The organism is Serratia fonticola, from assembly GCF_001006005.1.
Taxonomy (GTDB): Bacteria; Pseudomonadota; Gammaproteobacteria; order Enterobacterales; family Enterobacteriaceae; genus Chania; species Chania fonticola.
In genome coordinates this window covers 5,479,501-5,498,597 of sequence record NZ_CP011254.1, presented here as the reverse complement: position 1 = coordinate 5,498,597, position 19,097 = coordinate 5,479,501, and the positions used below count along the sequence as shown (strand labels likewise).

At 54.1% G+C, this 19,097-nt stretch carries 13 protein-coding genes and 1 pseudogene; 3 read left to right on the top strand and 11 right to left on the bottom strand.

Features of this window, described 5'->3' with window-relative positions:
- Positions 1–54: 54 nt before the first annotated feature.
- The 3 genes from WN53_RS26960 (at position 55) to nac (ending at position 6,239) form a co-directional block, all read left to right on the top strand.
- Positions 55–495, top strand: a complete 441-nt coding sequence (locus tag WN53_RS26960) for a hypothetical protein (protein ID WP_024486261.1) — start codon at positions 55–57, stop codon at positions 493–495.
- Positions 492–5,072: an FKBP-type peptidyl-prolyl cis-trans isomerase N-terminal domain-containing protein gene (locus WN53_RS26955; RefSeq protein ID WP_080949253.1), complete on the top strand. Its 4,581-nt coding sequence runs from the start codon at positions 492–494 to the stop codon at positions 5,070–5,072. Before WN53_RS26960 ends, WN53_RS26955 begins: the two co-directional genes overlap by 4 nt.
- Before the next feature lie 243 nt (positions 5,073–5,315).
- Positions 5,316–6,239, top strand: a complete 924-nt coding sequence (nac, locus tag WN53_RS24445; RefSeq protein ID WP_024486211.1) for a nitrogen assimilation transcriptional regulator NAC — start codon at positions 5,316–5,318, stop codon at positions 6,237–6,239.
- A gap of 30 nt (positions 6,240–6,269) precedes the next feature.
- Here nac and WN53_RS24440 read toward each other — a convergent pair whose 3' ends face one another.
- From WN53_RS24440 to WN53_RS24385, 11 genes and pseudogenes are all read right to left on the bottom strand, one after another.
- On the bottom strand, positions 6,270–7,727 hold the full coding sequence (locus WN53_RS24440) for an AMP nucleosidase (protein ID WP_024486210.1): 1,458 nt from the start codon (positions 7,725–7,727) through the stop codon (positions 6,270–6,272).
- A gap of 126 nt (positions 7,728–7,853) precedes the next feature.
- Positions 7,854–8,423 (bottom strand): lipid IV(A) palmitoyltransferase PagP, encoded by a 570-nt coding sequence (gene pagP / locus WN53_RS24435; protein WP_024486209.1) that lies wholly within the window; start codon positions 8,421–8,423, stop codon positions 7,854–7,856.
- Positions 8,424–8,650: 227 nt separating this feature from the next.
- Positions 8,651–9,661 carry a type I glyceraldehyde-3-phosphate dehydrogenase gene (gap, locus tag WN53_RS24430; protein WP_024486208.1) on the bottom strand — a complete coding sequence of 337 codons (1,011 nt, stop codon included), beginning with the start codon at positions 9,659–9,661 and terminating at the stop codon, positions 8,651–8,653.
- Positions 9,662–9,738: 77 nt separating this feature from the next.
- A complete protein-coding gene (locus WN53_RS24425) occupies positions 9,739–10,719 on the bottom strand; it encodes a GlxA family transcriptional regulator (protein WP_024486207.1) in 981 nt (326 codons plus the stop codon).
- Positions 10,720–10,835: 116 nt separating this feature from the next.
- On the bottom strand, positions 10,836–11,729 hold the full coding sequence (locus WN53_RS24420; protein ID WP_024486206.1) for a transporter substrate-binding domain-containing protein: 894 nt from the start codon (positions 11,727–11,729) through the stop codon (positions 10,836–10,838).
- 8 nt (positions 11,730–11,737) lie between these two features.
- Positions 11,738–12,517, bottom strand: a complete 780-nt coding sequence (locus WN53_RS24415; RefSeq protein ID WP_024486205.1) for an amino acid ABC transporter ATP-binding protein — start codon at positions 12,515–12,517, stop codon at positions 11,738–11,740.
- The gene (locus WN53_RS24410; protein WP_024486204.1) at positions 12,501–13,427 is read right to left on the bottom strand and encodes an amino acid ABC transporter permease; all 927 of its coding nucleotides are present in this window, start codon (positions 13,425–13,427) and stop codon (positions 12,501–12,503) included. The genes WN53_RS24415 and WN53_RS24410 overlap by 17 nt, the downstream gene beginning before the upstream one ends.
- Before the next feature lie 11 nt (positions 13,428–13,438).
- Positions 13,439–13,948: a GNAT family N-acetyltransferase gene (locus WN53_RS24405; RefSeq protein ID WP_024486203.1), complete on the bottom strand. Its 510-nt coding sequence runs from the start codon at positions 13,946–13,948 to the stop codon at positions 13,439–13,441.
- 10 nt (positions 13,949–13,958) lie between these two features.
- Positions 13,959–16,229, bottom strand: a pseudogene (locus WN53_RS29000) (NtaA/DmoA family FMN-dependent monooxygenase).
- Positions 16,230–16,296: 67 nt separating this feature from the next.
- Positions 16,297–17,418: an amidohydrolase gene (locus WN53_RS24390; protein ID WP_046808348.1), complete on the bottom strand. Its 1,122-nt coding sequence runs from the start codon at positions 17,416–17,418 to the stop codon at positions 16,297–16,299.
- A 10-nt stretch (positions 17,419–17,428) separates the two neighbouring features.
- Positions 17,429–18,442: an LLM class flavin-dependent oxidoreductase gene (locus WN53_RS24385; RefSeq protein ID WP_046808347.1), complete on the bottom strand. Its 1,014-nt coding sequence runs from the start codon at positions 18,440–18,442 to the stop codon at positions 17,429–17,431.
- Between the last annotated feature and the right edge of the window lie 655 nt (positions 18,443–19,097).

Genomic DNA, 19,097 nt, shown 5'->3' with positions numbered 1-19,097 from the left:
CGATCTTGTCTGAGTTGACCTATCGGTAACGGAATTTTTTGAAAGGAATTTTCAATGATAATCACCCAAAAGAACCTCTGTTTAGGCGTAATACTGTGCAGTGGTTTGTTGCTGGCAGGATGCCAGAAAACCTCACAGACCCGTTGGCAAGAACACCCACCAGCGACCACCGTACAAGCTCCCCCTCAGCAGATCAGTGTGTCCCCGCCGCCAGAACCGGCTGCCCCAGAAACCAAAACCAGCAAAATTGGCCTTTGCCAAAGCGAGTTGGCGTCACTCAAACAGGTTAATCCGAAGGCTTACGCGATCAAGCAGGCCAACTTTAACCGTCTGGTGAACAATGCCTCGGTATATAGCGCGGTACGCGGCGATGTGAGTTCGACAACCAAAGACACTCTTGATGCGTTGTACAAATACAAGACCAATCAGTTATGTGCCGAGATCGAACGTGACGTCCTGCAAGGCTTGATCCAGAGAGGGGAAGGCGTGAAATGAAACGCAGGATATATTGCGGTGCCTTGTTGACGTTGGCGTTGCCGCTAGGAGTCGTAAGGGCTGAGGAGGCAGTGACTCCCGATGCCCATGCGTTGAATTCACTGGAAGCGATCACGCGCCAGGTGGATGAGGCTCCGGCACTCCTGTTTCTGACGCCTTCACAACTGGATACAGCAGAACCTGCAAGACCCAAAAGTAGTAAACCTGCCAGCAGCAAACCTAACGCACTGGCAAAGTCGGCGGATGAGAGGGGCAGTGAGCGTATTCGCGAGATGAAGACGCTGCAGGCAACCATCAATCAGCTGAAAGCCAAAGTCACCAGCCAGGAAGCGGCTCTTGAGCAGTTGCGTAAAGCGCAATCTCGGTCAGCGGGCTCTTCTGCAGAGTTGGCGCGTCTGCAACAGGCCATTGAGCAAAGCCAGCGGGAAAATGCGCGGCTGCAGCAACAGCTTGCCGTACAGGCCAAGGAAAGCGAGCGGCAGATGCAGCAAATGAAGCTGCAACAGCAGGAGCAACGTAACAGCTCGCAATTGCAGCAACAGTTGGCAGCGCAAACCAAAGATAACGAACAAAAAGCGCAACAGATCAAGCAACTGCAGCAAACGTTACAGCAAAATCAGCAGGCCATAGCCCAACTGCAGGATCAGCTGTCAGCGCGTAGCAAAGAGAATGAACAGAAGTCCCAGCAGGCGATGGCGAAGCTGCAGGAGCAACTGGCTGCCCAAACCAAAGACAGCCAGCAGAAAGCCGAGCAGGTGAAACAGCTGCAGCAGGCTGGTGCCAAGTTGCAAGAGCAACTGACGGCATATGCTAAAACTAACGATGAAAAAGCCCAGCAGGCCAAGCAACTGCAGCAAAATCAGCAGGAGGTGGCGAAACTGCAAGCACAGTTGGCTGCCCAGGCCAAAGACAGTGAACAAAAAGCCTTGCAGGTAACACAGCTGCAAGATCAACTGTCAGCACGTAGCAAAGAGAATGACCAGAAGTCCCAGCAGGCGATGGCGAAACTGCAGGAGCAACTGGCTGCCCAAACCAAAGACAGCGAGCAGAAAGCCGAACAGGTGAAACAGTTGCAACAGGCTGGTGCCAAGTTGCAAGAGCAACTGAAGGCGTATGCTAAAACTAACGATGAAAAAGCCGAGCAGGCCAAGCAGCTGCAGCAAAATCAGCAGGCGTTGGCGAAGCTCCAAGAACAGTTAGCCACCCAGACCAAAGACAGTGAATACAAAGCCCAACTGGTCAAACAGCTGCAAGAACAGCTGACGACACGCAACAAAGAATCGGCGCAAAAAAACCAGCAGGCGATGGCGAAACTGCAAGAACAGCTGGCAGCCCAAACCAAAGACAGCGAGCAGAAAGCCGAACAAATTAAGCAGTTGCAGCAGGCCAGCGCCAAGCTGCAAGAGCAACAGACTGCGGCTCAAACCAAAACTAACGATGAAAAAGCACAGTTGGCTGCACAACTGCAGCAAAACCAGCAGGCGTTAGTGAAGCTACAGGAACAGTTGGCTGCCCAGACCAAAGAGCGTGAGCAAAAGGCCCTGCAGGTAACCCAGCTGCAAGATCAGCTGGCGGCGCGCAGCAAAGAGAATGAGCAAAAGACCCAACAGGCGATGGCGAAGCTGCAAGAACAGCTGGCAGCCCAAACCAAAGACAGCGAGCAGAAAGCCGAACAGGTGAAGCAGTTGCAACAGGCGAGCGCCAAGCTGCAGGAGCAATTGACGGCACAAGCCAAAGTTAACGATGAAAAAGCCCAGTTGGCGGCACAGCTACAGCAAAACCAGCAGGCATTGACGAAGCTGCAAGAAAAGTTGGCTGCCCAGACCAAAGAGCGTGAGCAAAAGGCCCTGCAGGTCACACAACTGCAAGATCAACTGGCGGCGCGCAGCAAAGAGCACGATCAGAAGACCCAACAGGCGATGGCGAAGCTGCAAGAACAGCTGGCTGCCCAAACCAAAGACAGCGAGCAGAAAGCCGAACAGGTGAAGCAGTTGCAACAGGCGAGCACCAAGTTGCAGGAGCAGTTGACGGCACAAGCCAAAGTTAACGATGAAAAAGCCCAGTTGGCTACACAGCTACAGCAAAACCAGCAGGCGTTGGCGAAGTTGCAGGAACAGTTGGCTGCCCAGACCAAAGAGCGTGAGCAAAAGGCCCTGCAGGTAACCCAGCTGCAAGATCAGTTGGCGGCGCGCAGCAAAGAGAACGAGCAAAAGACCCAACAGGCGATGGCGAAGCTGCAAGAACAGCTGGCTGCCCAAACCAAAGACAGCGAGCAGAAAACCGAACAGGTTAAGCAGTTGCAACAGGCGAGCGCCAAGTTGCAGGAGCAACTGACCGCGCAAACCCAGGGTCTTGAAGAAAAAGCCCAGCAGTTGAAACAACTGCAGCAAAACCAACTGTCGTTGGCAAAACTGCAAGAACAGCTGGCCGCTCAGGCCAAAGACAGTGAGTTGAAAGCCGAACAGGTGAAGCAGCTGCAGCAGACCAGCGCCAGGCTGCAGGAGCAGTTGACCGCGCAAACCAAAGATAATGAGCAGAAAGCGCAGCAAGTGATGCAACTGCAACAAAATAAGCAAACCGTCGCAGAGTTGCAGGCACAGCTAGTCATCCAGACCAAAGACAGCGAGCAAAAAGCCGAGCAGGTGAAACAGTTGCAACAGGCCAGTAGCAAGCTGCAAGAGCAACTGGCCGCCCAAACCAAAGCCAATGATGAGAAAGCGCAACAGCTGAAACAGCTGCAGCAAAACCAGCAAGAGCTGGCCAAGCTGCAGGCTCAGTTAGCGACTCAGGCCAAGGACAGCGAGCAGAAAGTGCAGCAGGTTAAACAGCTGCAGGAACAGTTGGCCGCTTCCAATAAGGATAATGAGCAGAAAGCCCTGCAGGTGAAGCAACTCCAGCAAGGCCAGCAAGAGTTGGCCAAGTTGCAGACTCAACTGGCTGCACAGGCCAAGGATAGCGAACAAAAAGCGCTACAGACCAAGCAGTTGCAGGAGCAATTGGCGCTGAATAACAAAGATTTCGTGCAACAAGCTCAACAAATGAAGAAGTTGCAGCAAGAGCTGCTGACGTTGGCGAAACTGCAAGATCAACTGACCGTGCAGACCAAAGACAGTGAACAGAAAGCGCAGCAGATAAAGCAGCTGCAAGAACAGTTGACGGTTTATGGCAAAGACAACGATCAAAAGGCTCAGCAGGTTAAACAACTCCAGCAAAGCCAGCAGGAATTGGCGAAGTTGCAGGAGCAGTTAGCCGCTCAGACCAAAGATAGTGAGCAGAAAGCACAGCAGATTGCCCAGTTGCAGCAGGCGAGTCAGCAGGAGAGTGCCAAGCTGCAAGAGCAGTTGGCCGCTCAGACTAAAGACAGCGAGCAGAAAGCGCAGCAGATCGCTCAGTTGCAGCAGGCGAGTCAGCAGGAGACAGCCAAACTGCAAGAACAATTGGCAGCTCAGACTAAAGACAGCGAGCAAAAAGCCCAGCAGATCGCTCAGTTGCAGCAGGCGAGTCAGCAGGAGAGTGCGAAGCTGCAGGAGCAGTTAGCTGCTCAGACCAAAGACAGCGAGCAGAAAGCCCAGCAGATCGCTCAGTTGCAGCAGGCTAGTCAGCAGGAGAGTGCCAAGCTGCAGGAGCAGTTAGCTGCTCAGACCAAAGACAGCGAGCAAAAAGCCCAGCAGATAGCCCAGTTGCAGCAGGCTAGTCAGCAGGAGAGTGCGAAGCTGCAGGAGCAGTTAGCTGCTCAGACCAAAGACAGCGAGCAAAAAGCCCAGCAGATCGCTCAGTTGCAGCAGACGAGTCAGCAGGAGAGTGCCAAGCTGCAAGAGCAGTTGGCGGCACAAACCAAAGACAATGAGCAGAAGGCGCAGGAACTTGCCCAGCTACAGCAAAAGCTGACTGCAGCCGAGAAAAAGCAAACGGCTGGTACGTCCGTGGTCACGGAGCCGAAAACGCAGGTGGAAAAACGCGATTATGCGATCGGTACCGCGTTGGGTAATGACATCCTGGATTTGCTCAACAGCAAAAAGACGCAGGGTGTAGACGTGAACCGCCAACTGGCGCTGGCAGGTGTGACCGATGTGATCAATGGCCAGACCAAACTGGCCAAAGAACAGATTGCCAAAGCCTTGTATGAAAGCGAGTTGGAGCTGAACGATCAGCATAAAAAGATCAAACAGCAGAACGAAAAGCAAGGCAGCAGCTATATCGATAAGTTCAAGAAGCAGCCACGTGTTGTTCAGTCTAAGCAAGGCTTCTATTACCGCATCGATTATGTTGGCGATAGCGTGATTGGTGAGGGTGATACCGTCGCCGTAGTGGTTAAAGAGAGCTTGACCGACGGTAAAGTGATCAAGGATATGGATCTGGCTGGTACTTCAATTTCGCAGCCGCTGAGCGCCTATCCACCACTGTTCCGCGAAGCGCTAGGTAAGTTGAAGAACCACGGTAACATGACGCTGGTGGTGCCGCCTGAACTGGCCTATGGCGAGAAGGGCATGGCACCGGATATCCCACCGGGCGCGACCATGGTCTACAACGTACGCATCCTGGATGTGATACCGGCCTCCGAGCAAAAAGCTCAGTAACCCTCTAACAAACCCGCCAGACGATTGGCGGGTTTTTTTATCTGAACCACGCTGGGGACTGGCAATGCCCCAGCGTGGTGCAGAACCCGGTTTTACCTCTTCATCCAATCCCGCCTTATCGTTACCTTTCATTATTTTTTAATCACTTAGGCTGATAATACACCGCTTGTTCTGCCTGGCCCGTTTCTTGCTGTAGTTGCAGTAGTTGATATTGAATGCAGTTAACCGCAGCTAGGAGCCACGATGAATTTCAGACGCTTGAAGTATTTCGTAAAGATCGTCGATATCGGCAGCCTGACTCAGGCGGCGGAGGTGTTGCATATTGCGCAGCCTGCGCTGAGCCAGCAAGTTGCCACCCTGGAAGGGGAACTGAAACAGCAATTGCTGATCCGTACCAAACGCGGAGTGATGCCCACGGAGGCTGGCAATATTCTTTATGCGCATGCGCAAACCATTCTTCAACAGTGCGAGCAGGCCCAGCAAGCGGTGATCAGCAGTGGGGAAACGCTTGCTGGGCAGGTGGCCGTCGGCCTGGTGCAAGGCAGTGCGGCCTCGCAGTTGGCGCTGCCGCTGTTGCAAGCGGTACGCGATCGGCATCCTGGGATTTTGCTGAGCCTGAATGAAAATATCGGCAATACGTTAAGCCAGCAGGTGGCGACGCAGGCTCTGGATATGGCGGTGATGTACGGGCAGAACATGCCACCGAACCTGAACGTTACGGCGTTGGCGAAAGAGGATTTGTATCTGGTCGCGGCAAGAAGCATCCCTCATCCGGGCAACAGCATCGATTTATCGGCGGTGAGCCGGTTTAATCTGTTCTTGCCACGTGAGGGGGATGTGGTGCGCGACCTGGTTGATGAGGCTATGGCGCTGCGCCAACTCACGCCGAATGTGATTGGTGAGATCGAATCACACAGCATGCTTTGCGCCGCTATCGCTAGCGGAATGGGGGCGACGATCCTGCCAGAGTCGCTTGCCAGGGCGACGATCGGCCCGGCCAAGGCCTGGATGATCCGCCTCAATGCTCCGGCGCTTTCGGTACCGCTGGCGTTAGTGGTTTGCGGCCAAAAGCCGCTCACTGCGGCGGCGGGAGCGGTGAGAGAGATCCTGCTGGAAATTACCGCCAGCCATCATCAGCCGACGCGAGTGCTGGCTTTGGCGCTGTAGGGGCGCCGTATGCGGCGCCCAGCCTTTGGATTAGCGGAACGGCGGCTCGTTGAAGGTGCGCAGTTTGCGTGAATGCAGGTGTTCACCCTCAGCCCGCAGCAGATCGATGGCACAGATGCCAATCTGCAAGTGCTCTGAAATCGCGCCTTCGTAGAAACGGTTGGCCTGGCCTGGCAGTTTAATCTCGCCGTGTAGCGGTTTATCAGACACGCACAGCAGCGTGCCATAAGGCACCCGGAAGCGATAACCTTGCGCCGCGATGGTGGCACTTTCCATATCGACGGCGACGGCGCGGCTGAGGTTAAAGCGCAGTGCGGAAGCCGAATAGCGCAGCTCCCAGTTGCGATCGTCGGTGGTGACCACAGTGCCGGTGCGTAACCGCTGTTTTACCGCTTCCCCAGGCATACCGCTTACCGTTTTGGTGGCGTCATACAGCGCGCGCTGAACTTCCGCGATGCTTGGGATTGGGATATCAGGCGGTAGCACCGAATCTAATACATGATCGTCACGCAGGTAGGCGTGGGCCAACACGTAATCACCAATTGACTGGCTTTCCCGCAGGCCGCCGCAGTGGCCAATCATCAGCCAGGCATGGGGCCGCAGCACTGCCAGGTGATCGCAGATGGTTTTGGCGTTGGAAGGGCCGACACCGATATTGACCAGCGTGATCCCCTGACCATCGTTGGCGATCAGGTGATAGGCGGGCATCTGATGGTTCTTCCAGGCCAGATCGGACACCGTCTGCTCTGGATTTGGCGTTTCTGCCGTCACAAAGTTCCCACCGGCGCAAGAAAGCGCGATATAGGGGCTGGCCGGATCGGCGATCTGGCTACACGCCCAGCGGACAAACTCATCGACATAGCGCGTGTAATTGGTAAACAACACAAAGTGCTGAAAATGTTCCACCGGCGTGCCGGTGTAGTGCCGCAGGCGTGCCAGTGAGAAATCGGTCCGCAGCGCGTCAAAATGGGAAAGTGGAAAATGGTTGGCAAAAGGAGACAGCCCGTCTGCATTTTCATCGCCAATCTGCGCCAGTTCGGTGGTGGGGAAATGCTTGGTAAGCCCGGCACTCATGGTTCGGTCCAAGGCCAGATCGGATCCGTCGATCACATAAGGGAAGGGGATCTCCTGTTGAGAGGGAACCACTTCGATCACGGCGGCATATTCACTGGCCAGCATTGCTAGCTGTTCGGCAAGATAAGGGCGGAACAGCTGCGGCCGGGTGATGGTGGTGGTGTAGTTGCCAGGCCGGGTAAAACGGCCATAGGCGCGGGTTCTTGGATGGTCTGGGTGCTCGCCATCCCAGCGCACGCGCAGTTCCGGGTAGGAAAACAGCCCCGAGGCACGGGCCTGCGCCTCTGGCAGGGTGCCATCCGCGATAAATTGTTTGATGGCAGCGCGTAAGGCGTTGACCGATGCGTCGTACAGTACTTCGAGTTGGTCGAGGGCTTGCAGGGCAGTCAGCGACTTTTTTTCAGGGGTATTCATTGTTTTTCCTCGGTTCTTGCGATACCTCAGCATAGCGTAAAGCGTTGACCGAATGCATCTATCTGCTGCTGGACTTGCGTGGAGTAGGGGCGCAGCATGTGCGCCCGCCCATATGATGGCTCCGAACTAAAAACTAAAGCGTAACCAGGCAAACAGCACGTTGCCGTTGTTGTAGGTACCAGGGATATAGGTGAACTGAACGGTCGCCTGCTTATAGCCAGCGGAGAACAGCGGCAGAATGATCGGCAATGGAATGTAGTTGCCGAAATCTTCACGTGCGGTGATCCCCGCCGTCACACCAAACCCAAGGCGGAAATCTTGGTTCTGATCCAGATACCAGCCCTTTTCCCAGCCATAGCCGACAATCGGCTGCCACTCATTGTGGGAGTCTTTAAACATCATCGCGTACAGGGCACTCCAGTCGCCTTCTTCGTTATAGCGGGAAATCCCAAAGCCACCGCCCCACGGCATCTCATTGTAATGATCCGTCTCGTCGTACATAAAACGGGCGTGCCAACTGATAAACGGCAGATAAAGATCGTGGTATTGCGGGTCCTCCCAGGTTTGCGCGACACCGCTGGTTAAAGAGTTCCACCAACCCGAGACCCGCCCGGTGCTGGGTTCCGGTTCTGCTGCACGAGTTGGCGTGGTTAGCAACAACAGCCCCGTCCAGACCACTGCAAGAAACATCCGCATAGCGTGCTCCTTTGATGAGTAATGACCCATATTATTCTGTCTACGACGCAATTTTTCTCTTTATAGGTATCACACCAGCAGTACTGCACTGATAAGTTAGAGTCTAGCCGATGGCTGGCGCTTTTCTGGTAATCGCTAAAATTCATTGGTTGGCTTGTGGCGGGTATGGAGAGGGGGAGAGGGAGCTCACAACTTAGGGCGCTGCACAGAGCGCCCGCTTAGAGAAATTACAAACCGCGTTGGTCCATCAAAACCGCCAGATCAACCAGACGGTTAGAGAAAGCCCATTCGTTGTCATACCAGGCGAGGATCTTCACCAGATTGCCGCCGATGACCAGCGTAGACAGCCCGTCGATAATTGATGACCGCGGGTCACCCTGATAGTCGCTCGATACCAAAGGTTCATCGCTGTAGCCCAAGATATCTTGCAGCGGTCCTGAGGTTGCCGCTTTGCGAAATGCCGCGTTCACTTCTTCTACCGTTACATCACGTTTGAGCGTGACGGTCAGATCAACAATAGACACCACGGGCACTGGCACGCGCAGTGAATAGCCGGTCAGGCGTCCGTCCAATTCCGGGATCACTTTACCGAGCGCTTTAGCCGCACCGCTAGAATAAGGCACGATAGAAAGCGCAGCGGCACGGGCTCCGCGCAGATCTTTTTCCGGTTGATCGTGCAGGGCCTGGCTGTTGGTATAGGCATGGGTGGTGTTCATCAAACCATGTTCAATGCCGAAGCTTTGGTGTAAGACCTGCGCTGCCGGTGCTAAACCGTTAGTCGTACAGCTGCCGTTACTGACCACTTTATGCAAGGCAGGATCGTATTTCTCATGGTTGACGCCCATCACCACCGTGATGTCATCGTCTTTACCGGGTGCAGATAAAATCACCCGTTTTGCGCCGCCTTTGGTGATGTGCACTTCGGCTTTGGCTTTGTCGGTGAAGAATCCGGTGGCTTCAATAACTAGATCAACCCCCACGCTGCTCCACGCAATTGCGCCTGGATCTCGTTCGGAGAAGACGTGGATGGTTTGGCCATCTACCAGCAACTGCCCTTCAGAGGCTTCAACACTGGCGGCCAATGTGCCTTGCAGCGAGTCGTATTTCAGAAGATGAGCCAGGGTTTTGCTGTCGGTCAGGTCATTGATTGCCACCACCTGAAAGTCATTGCGACCCAGCGCGGCGCGCAGTACGTTTCTGCCAATGCGACCAAACCCATTAATGCCTACTTTGACCATGATGTGCTCCTAGGTGAGTTATCTGGTTCCAAAATAGTGCGTGGATGATTTGGCGTAAATGACAAATAACAATCAATTTAGGACATAGTGCGAGCGTGAAAACGCTCTCGATAATCTGAGGGTGTGAGTTGTAAATTTCTTTCAAACACGCGACGCAGGTTGAGGCTGTTGCCAAAACCCGTGGCGGTGGCGATTTGTTCGAGCTTATCCGAGCTTTGTTCCAGGTGTTGCCGTGCTACGTCGAGGCGGACTTCTTCCACATACTTGGCGGGGCTGATCCCTGTTGCACGGGTGAAAACGCGGGTAAAATTCCTTGGGCTCATGGCCACGTGCTCCGCCAGCCTTTCAACGGATAAATCGCCGGACAGATTTTGCAGTATCCACGTTTGCAGATCGCGGATTGGGCCAGGCGAGCTGGCTTGGCTGAGCAGAAAACGGCTGAACTGTGATTGTCCCCCGGGACGGCGCAGGAACATCACCAAGTCTTGGGCGACATCGCGCGCTAACGTGAAGCTGTGATCGTCTTCCACTAAAGCCAGCGTGAGGTCGAAGCCCGAACTGACGCCAGCGGAGGTCCAGATATTGCCGTCCTGAAGATAAATTGGGCCTTTCTCGACGTGGACACTGGGGAATTGAGCTTGCATCGCTTCCAGTAACCGCCAGTGCGTGGTGGCACGGCGCCCATCAAGCAGACCGGCCTGAGCCAATAGCCACGCACCGCCGCAAATCGATACGATCCGCCGTGCATACGGCGCAGCCTGACGCAGCCAATTGACGACGATATCGCTTTCCTCAGCGCTCATACCTTTGCCAGTGATCATAATGGTGTCACGCGGCAGCGTGGGATCAAGGTTAGTTAGGCGGTGATCGGCCAGCAGATTTAGCCCCGACCCCCCATGGATCACGCGGTGCGTCTGGGTCGTGGCAATCGACACCTGATACGGTGGATGCGCGGCATCCGTCGGCCTCAAGCGGTTGGCTTGCATCAGGATATCGGCAATGCCCGTAGGCTCGAATAACATGCCCCCTTCGGGGACGATAATCAAAAAAGTGTGCATGTCCTTAAAATACAAATTAGACAAAATAAGTCAAGTGCGGGGTTGGGCTGGTGGAGGGGGGGGGACAACGTGGTAATGCTAATTTATAGGGGCGCCGCCTGCGGCGCCCGCTTAGCTTAGTAGGAGATCCCCGGCGGATTGACCTCAGATGCCGCAACGCCTTCCCCTTGCTCACCCCAGCGCGCCAGCACCTGTTGATACTCACCCTGTACGATCGCCGCGTCTAGCGCAGCTTGCAGCGCATAAACCAGTCCGTTGCCCTTTTTGGTGGTGGTGGCTACATAGGCTTTCTTCGGCCCCAGCCCTACCACGCGGGTTTGGCCCGTAAGTGCCGCTTTGTAGGCGGCTACCGACTGCGGGCCGAACATGACATCTGCCCGCCCAGACTGAATATAAAGATTGCCGGATGCGTCATCGGTCAGATAGATCGGCTGTGCGGGTTTCAGGCCCTCACGCTGATTTTGCTCATTCCAGCCCAGCAGAATTCTCTCCTGGTTGGTACCTGAACCGACAATCACCCGCAGCCCTGCCACATCCGCGGGCTTACTGATGGATTGAATTTCGCTGGCCGACTTTACCGAGAACGCCAGTGAGTCAGCGCGATAAGTGGCAAAATCAAATTTGGTCTTGCGCTGTTCCGTGACGGCAATGTTAACCAACGCAACGTCATAGCGGCCAGAAGTGATCCCTAGTGGCCAGTCTTCCCAGGCGGTTGGCACCAGTTTCAGCTTCAGCCCCAGACTGTCGGCGAGCAGCCGCGCGATGTCAGGATCGCTACCGATGCGCGTTTTATTGTCGCTGGCCAATAGCGCAAGCGGTGGTGAATTAAGCGCGGAGATGGCCACCGTTAGCGTCCCTGGTTCAACGAAGCGGTAATCTGCCGGGATTTTACTGACGGCCTGCGGATTTTTAGCCGTGTGCAGCGGTTGCTCATTGGCAGCCAGATCGATATTCCCTTGTGCAAAGGCTACGGAGCTGAACCATGCCAGCACCAGAAATGTATATTTCATTGTTTCCCTTAAAGGACTTTAGATAAGAATTGACGGGTGCGTGGGTGCTGCGGGCGTTTGAGCACCACCTCGCTGTGACCCTGTTCAACGATCTTGCCATCCACCATAAACACCACCTGATCGGCCACCTCCCGGGCAAAACCAATCTCGTGTGTTACCACCACCAGCGTGGTACCGGAGCGGGCAAGCTTCTTGATAACGTCCAGCACTTCCCCCACCAGTTCTGGGTCCAGTGCAGAGGTGGGTTCGTCAAACAGCATGACGCGCGGGCGCAGTGCCAGTGCACGTGCAATCGCAATGCGTTGCTGTTGGCCGCCAGACAGATGACGTGGCCAGGAATCGGCTTTATCGCGCAGGCCCACCACATCCAGCAGTTCAAGCGCTTGCTTAATGGCGTCCTGGCGATTCAGATGACCATGGGCGATAGGGGCTTCAATCAGGTTTTCCAGCACGGTGAGGTGCGGGAACAGATTGAAGTTCTGAAACACATACCCCACGTTGATGCGCTGACGCAGGATCTCTTTCTCCTTCAGTTCGTAAAGCTTGTCGCCCGACAGACGGTAGCCAATGTAGTCGCCATCAATCTGAATAAAGCCTTCATCAACGCGCTCCAGGTGGTTAATGGTGCGTAACAGCGTCGACTTTCCTGATCCGGACGGCCCGAGGATCACCGTTACCGAGCCGGGTGGAATTTCCAGAGAAACGTTATCCAGCGCCCTATGACGGCCAAAAACCTTGCTGACGCCGGTAATGGAGATGTGGCCTTGGGTGTTATGAGATAGGGACATGGATCACCTCCGGTGCAGATGGGGCTGGCTGATGCGATTGGCTCTGTTTGCCCGCTTCCTGATTAACGGCAGAGCGGCGTTCGCTACGTGCCAACCAGCGTTCCACAATGTGTTGCAGCAGCGATAACACGCTGGTGATTGCCAGATACCAGACGGCACCCACCATCAATAGGGGGATCACTTCCTGAGTGCGGTTGTAAATCATCTGGATGGTATAAAACAGCTCAGGCATGGCTAAGACGTAAACCATCGCGGTGCCTTTGGCGAGGCTGATAATTTCGTTGAAACCAGCAGGCAGAATGGTACGCAGCGCCTGAGGTAGAATAATACGCAGGGTACGCCGCCAGGCGGGTAAGCCTAGCGCAGCTGCGGCCTCATATTGACCGTGATCGACACCTAGAAAACCACCGCGAATGATCTCTGCCGTATAGGCACTTTGTACCAGCGTTAATCCCACCACCGCGGTGGAAAATTGACCGAGCACGTTGATGGTGGCAAAGCTGCCGAAAGCAATATCGGTAAAGGGAATGCCAATGGAAAGCCGTTCGTACAGGTAGGAAAAGTTGTACAGAATAATCAGCACCACGATCAGCGGCAGCGAACGGAACAGCCAGATATAGCCCCATGCCAGGCTGTTTAACAGCCAGGAGGACGATAGTCTGGACAGCGCGAGCGCACCACCGATGATCAGGCTGAGTACGGTGCCGAGCAGCGTCAGCAGCAAGGTCTGCGCTACCCCCGAGAGGATCACCGGATCAAAGAACCAGCGGGCAAAAACCGCCCACTCCCAGCGAGGATTGAAGGCGATCGACTGGACGACGATCGCCAATACAAACAGCGCCACGATGGCCCCAGCGGTGCGTAGCGGATAACGCGCCGGAACCACTTTAATGCTCGAAGATGAATTCATCAGTGGGTTCCTCAGGCAATATTGCTTTGACTGGCGAAGGTCAGCGTTTTGATAAAACGCAGGCGGCCGTCATAGGGCGGTACACTGTACTCTTCATGGTCGCGGTAAATGTCGAACTGTGGTTCGTATCCTTGCCCCAGATAAAGCTGCACGGCTTCCGGCTGGCGAAATCCGGTGGTGAGATAGACGCGGCTATAACCCGCCAGCAATGCGCGACGCTCCAATTCCCGTACCACACGGCCTGCCAGGCCCTGTTGGCGCAGTGCCGGATGTGTCCAGATACGTTTCAGTTCTGCGGTATGCGGGTCAAAAGGTTTGTAAGCACCGGTCGCAATGATTTCGCCATCACGCTCCAGCACCAGAAATAGCCCCTGCGGCGGCAGATACCATTGCACCAGCTCGACTTCGGCGTCGCGGGAGAAATAGTCGCCATAGCGGGCGGCATATTCGCCGAATAACCCGTTGATAATCGGTTGCAACTCTTTGGCTTCAGGCGAAACATCACGAAATACGTCACTCATGTGGCCCCCCTTAATCGCCTAATCCAGCCGGGTTGATCTCAGAGGCAGAAAGGCGCTCAATGCCTTCACCCCAGCGGTTAAGCACTTTTTCATAATCCCCATTGTTGATAACGCCATTCAGCGCGGTTTGTACCGGTGCGACCAGGCCACCGTCTTTTTTCAACGTCACTGCGATATGTGCTGCTTTTGGCCAGCCACCGTCCACGCTACCGGCCAGACGGGTTTTGCCGGTGAGTGCCGCCTTCCAGGCTCCCGTCACGTTCGGGCCAAAGAAGGCATCGGCGCGGCCAGACTGCAGTGCCAGCGTTTGGGCTGCGTCATCTTTGGTATAAATCGGGGTAAAAGGTTTTAGCCCTTTTTGCTGATTTGCCTGGTTCCAGGCCAGCAGAATGGCTTCCTGATTGGTGCCAGAACCGACGATAATGCGCAGCCCGGCAATGTCTTCTGCTTTCTCTATGGCTTTGATCGGGCTGTCGGACTTTACGTAAAACCCGAGTGAGTCTTTACGGTAAGTGGCGAAGTCGAATTTCTCTTTGCGCTCCTTGGTAACGGTAATATTGCTGATAGCGGCATCATATTTGCCGGAATAAACGCCAAGTGGCCAATCCTCCCAGGAAGTCGGAACGACGTTAAGTTCCAGCCCCAGGCTATCCGCTACCAGGCGGGCGATATCGACCTCGCTGCCCAACAGCGTTTTGTTATCTTCGGCAAATACGGTCAGCGGTGGTGAATTGAGTGCCGACACCGCGACGGTGAATTTACCGGGCACGGCAAAGTGATAACCTTTCGGCAATTGGGCCACCGCCTGCGGATTGATCTTGGTATTGATCGGCGCTTTGTTCGCTTCCAGGCTAACGCCCGTACCATTAATCGTCACACTTTGTGCCCAGGCTGCAGGGCTAAGCACCAGCACCAGGAGTAATAGGGTTTTCTGCATAGCGTTGTCTCTTTTATCGTTATGGGTTTATTGCGGTGCGAACTGATTAGCTGGCGATGTCAGACCCAGACTTTCACGCAGTGTCGTGCCCGGGTATTCCGTACGGAAAAGACCGCGAGCTTGTAGAACGGGCACCACTTCATCGACAAAACGCGGGAAGGTATCTGGCGTACCGCCCTGGATAATGAAACCGTCTGCCGCAAAGGTGTCGAACCAGTGTTGCAGACCATCGGCAACCTGTTGTGCCGTACCGTGAAAGCGTGGGCGGGGAGTTGCGGCTTCCAGCGCTACCTGGCGCAACGTCAGGCCACGTTCGCGGGCATTACGTTTGATTTCATCGGTGGTGCTGCGAAAGCTGTTTTGCCCGAGCTCACCCACATCGGGGAAGGGTGCATCCAGCGGGTATTGGCTGAAATCGTGGTGCTCAAAATAACGGCCAAGGTAGTTGAGTGCGTCTTTGATCGAAACCAGGGCAGCGGTCACCTGATACTGGCGTTCAACATCCTCGGCATCTTTTCCGACAATCAGGCTGACACCCTGAAAAATATGCAGTTCCTCAGAGCGGCGGCCAAAGCGCTCAAGCTGGCTTTTTACGTCACGATAAAACTCCTGTGCCGCCTCCAGCGTTTCATGGTGGGTGAAAATAGCATCGGCATGGTGTGCCGCTAATTTCTTCCCATCATCCGAAGCGCCAGCCTGAAATATAATGGGTCGACCTTGTGGCGTGCGGCTAATATTCAGCGGGCCAGCCACCTGGAAAAAGTCGCCGTGATGATCCAGCGTATGTAATTTGGCGGGATCAAAATATTGGCCGGTGGCTTTATCGCGAGTAAATGCATCTTCTTCCCAAGAATCCCAAAGCCCTTTTACTACATCCAGATATTCATCGGCGATGCGGTAACGCAATGCATGCTCAGGGTGTTTTTCGCGGGAAAAGTTCTTCGCCGATCCCTCCAGCGGTGAGGTCACCACGTTCCAGCCAGCTCTGCCGTTGCTGAGATGGTCAAGGCTGGCAAACTGACGTGCCACGGTGAAGGGTTCACTGTAGGACGTCGATACGGTGCCCACTAACCCCAAACGGCTGGTAATCACGGCGAGCGCAGATAATACCGTCAGTGGCTCAAAGCGATTCAGAAAGTGCGGTATGGATTTCTCATTAATATATAAGCCGTCAGCCACAAACAGGAAATCAAGCTTTCCCTCTTCGGCCTTGATGGCCGTGTTTTTGACGAAGTCAAAATTAATGCTGGCATCTGCCTGTGCTGCCGGGTGTCGCCATGCGGACATATTGCCAGATGCGCCGTGTAATATTGATCCCAAGCGCAATTGTCGGTTTAAAGACATGTTTAACCCTCATTTTCAGACAATGGATATCTCTAGGGATATATTCCCAAGGAATTGATTAACTCTGTCAGATAGCTTGCAGTGCTTTTTCGGCCAACGCCGAAAAATAGCGTGCGGCGTCTTCAATCATGGCTTCATCAGGGCTAAATGCCGGATGATGCAGGCCGTATTCACTGGCGCTGCCGATGCTGACAAACGCACCGGGGATCTGCTGCAGATAGGCGGCAAAATCCTCGCCCCCCATATGCAAGGCGGCGGTCTGGGTTTGATAGCCTTCTGCCTGGGCAACTTCGGTCGCAAAGGCTGCCCATTTTTCGTCGTTGATCAGCATGGTCGGCCCGGCAAACCACGTCACCTCAATCTCTGCACCGAAGGCGGCAGCCAACCCGGCTGCGATCTGGCGTATATGCCCTTCAACCTGGCGCTGTACATCGGCAGAGTGCGTGCGTATTGTGCCTTCGAGCTCAACCTTTTCGGGTAACACGTTCCAGGTATTACCACCTTGAATACGGGTAACGCTGACAATGGCGGATTCCAGCGTATTAATGTTGCGGCTGGTGATGTTCTGGAACGCCGTCACCAGTTGGCTGGCCAGCACGATCGCATCCACGCCCTCATGCGGGCGTGCCGCATGGGCTCCCTTGCCTTTTACGCCAATCACGAAGCGATCGACGTTGGCATAAAAGGGGCCTCCTCTGGAGGCAAAGGTTCCCACCGGCAGACCGGGCTCATTATGCATGCCAAAAATGGCGCTCACGCCATGCAGAACGCCAGCCTGTATCAACATCCTGGCCCCGGTGAAGTTTTCTTCCGCAGGTTGAAACAGCAACCGCACCCGACCAGCCAGTTGCGGTTCACGTGTTTTCAGCAGCAATGCCGCTCCCAGGATCACACTGCTGTGAACATCATGTCCGCAAGCATGCATGACGCCTTTATGTCGTGAACTAAAGGGGGCGCCGGTGGCTTCTTCAATCGGCAATGCATCAATATCAGCACGTAAGGCTATGACTTTTTCACCTTGGCCGACCTCGGCGACAACGCCCGTGGTCAGATCATACGGCAGTAAACGCAGCCCAGCGGATTCGAGCCAGTGGCGCAGCCGTGCGGTGGTGGCTATTTCCTGCCCGGAAAGTTCCGGGTTGCGATGCAGCTCGCGCCGCCAGTCAATGAGTTGCTGTGCAAATGTCATCTTTTACCCTTTAGGCGGATTCATTTTCGGTGGCGTAGCTCGCAATACCTTCCGCGAGCAGGTGCAATGAAGCGATCCGCGCCGATCCCTCGGCGATCGGGGTATCAATGATGAATTCGTCGATTCCAAACGCTTGCTGCAAGGCGGAAAGCTCCGCATGGACGGTTGCGGGGGTGCCTTTGATCAGCGAACGGGTACGTTGTTCAATCAGACGGGCAGGGCTACCCGCCTGGCGGGCAAAGGCCTGGGCCTGAGCCTCACTTGCCACGGTCACGCGTTGACCATTCTCAAGCTCAACCCCCCATATCTCCACCTGAGCCGCCAGCTCAGTTGCCTCGGCTTCGCTCGCGGCGACAATCACCTGCACGGCCACCAGCGTGTCGCGTTGGCTATGGTCTCGCCAGGTAGTAATGACTTCTCTCATCAGGGATTTATCGCCATTAAGATGAGCCGCGAAAACGAAGTTCCAGTCCAGCTGTGCTGCCAGCAAAGCGCTCTCGTTGCTGGCTCCTAGCAGGAAACGGTCTGCAACATGCGGCGGGATAGGGGTGGCTTGTAGCGCATCATCTCCTTCGTCTGCGGCGGGCAAGGAGAGCCAGTTATCAAGCTGCGCAAGCTGCTCGGCAAACGAACCTTTCTCTTGCTGATGAAGACCTTGTTGCAGTGCCCGTGTTGCCAATGGCAACCCGCCAGGGGCCTTGCCTACGCCAAGATCGATACGGCCAGGTGCCAATGAGGCCAGCAGGTTGAAGTTTTCAGCCACCTTATACGGGCTGTAATGCTGCAGCATCACGCCACCGGAACCCACACGGATATGGCGAGTCTGGCCAAGGATCCAGGCAATCACCAGTTCTGGTGAAGGGCTGGCGAGGTGAGGGCTATTGTGGTGCTCAGCAATCCAGAAGCGATGATAGCCCCAGGCTTCGGCCTGTTTTGCCAAGTACAGCGTGCGCTGTAAGGCATCAGACGCGGTTTCCGTTGCTGCAACCGGGCTTTTATCAAGCAGGCTGATTCGATAAGACATGTCATGCACTCGTTCCAATTAACATGGCTTCATTATTGGAACGCCGGGCAGGCTGGGGGAAACAATTTATTTACATTTGGTTAGCTAAATAGTGGCAAAGCATTAGCAATAAACCCTTATCAGGTGATGTGTAGCAAGAGGAACATGGCATGATAAGCCAAAGACATCAAACGAAACTGTTCACATAATGTACTGCTGATGTAAATTGAAATTCGTTTGTTGCAGGAGTCTATCCGGATTTTTTAATTCATCATTTGTATGAGAGACTTTTAAGGATATGTAAAAATTTTTATTTAAGATGAGAATTTAAGTTACTCCATTTCAAGATTTTCGCCAAAAATAAATCACGCCATGATAAAAATCAACGTAAGCGCTAAATAGTGTCAATTAAATATTTTTATAATCTTAAACAACAGCTAAACGTGAATGCATTTTAGAAGAGTTTTGTTTTATGTGAGATTAATCTTATCTTAAATTAAATGCCGTCTGAGGTGTAGATATTCATATATAAGTTATTGCGTTATGAGTTATAAGCTTTTGCATTTTTACAACCGCCTTAATTTAATAGGGTCGGTAGACATATCGTCGACATTGTTATAGCGGTTTTTTCTATCAAATTAGATAAATGATTTTATTCTAATTCGATTAGGGCTGG

Excerpts from the sequence above, each read along its gene's own strand:
- WN53_RS26960 (WP_024486261.1), top strand. The coding sequence starts at position 55 with ATGATAATCACCCAAAAGAACCTCTGTTTAGGCGTAATACTGTGCAGT.
- WN53_RS26955 (WP_080949253.1), top strand. The coding sequence starts at position 492 with ATGAAACGCAGGATATATTGCGGTGCCTTGTTGACGTTGGCGTTGCCG.
- nac (WP_024486211.1), top strand. The coding sequence starts at position 5,316 with ATGAATTTCAGACGCTTGAAGTATTTCGTAAAGATCGTCGATATCGGC.
- WN53_RS24440 (WP_024486210.1), bottom strand. The coding sequence starts at position 7,727 with ATGAATACCCCTGAAAAAAAGTCGCTGACTGCCCTGCAAGCCCTCGAC.
- pagP (WP_024486209.1), bottom strand. The coding sequence starts at position 8,423 with ATGCGGATGTTTCTTGCAGTGGTCTGGACGGGGCTGTTGTTGCTAACC.
- gap (WP_024486208.1), bottom strand. The coding sequence starts at position 9,661 with ATGGTCAAAGTAGGCATTAATGGGTTTGGTCGCATTGGCAGAAACGTA.
- WN53_RS24425 (WP_024486207.1), bottom strand. The coding sequence starts at position 10,719 with ATGCACACTTTTTTGATTATCGTCCCCGAAGGGGGCATGTTATTCGAG.
- WN53_RS24420 (WP_024486206.1), bottom strand. The coding sequence starts at position 11,729 with ATGAAATATACATTTCTGGTGCTGGCATGGTTCAGCTCCGTAGCCTTT.
- WN53_RS24415 (WP_024486205.1), bottom strand. The coding sequence starts at position 12,517 with ATGTCCCTATCTCATAACACCCAAGGCCACATCTCCATTACCGGCGTC.
- WN53_RS24410 (WP_024486204.1), bottom strand. The coding sequence starts at position 13,427 with ATGAATTCATCTTCGAGCATTAAAGTGGTTCCGGCGCGTTATCCGCTA.
- WN53_RS24405 (WP_024486203.1), bottom strand. The coding sequence starts at position 13,948 with ATGAGTGACGTATTTCGTGATGTTTCGCCTGAAGCCAAAGAGTTGCAA.
- WN53_RS24390 (WP_046808348.1), bottom strand. The coding sequence starts at position 17,418 with ATGACATTTGCACAGCAACTCATTGACTGGCGGCGCGAGCTGCATCGC.
- WN53_RS24385 (WP_046808347.1), bottom strand. The coding sequence starts at position 18,442 with ATGTCTTATCGAATCAGCCTGCTTGATAAAAGCCCGGTTGCAGCAACG.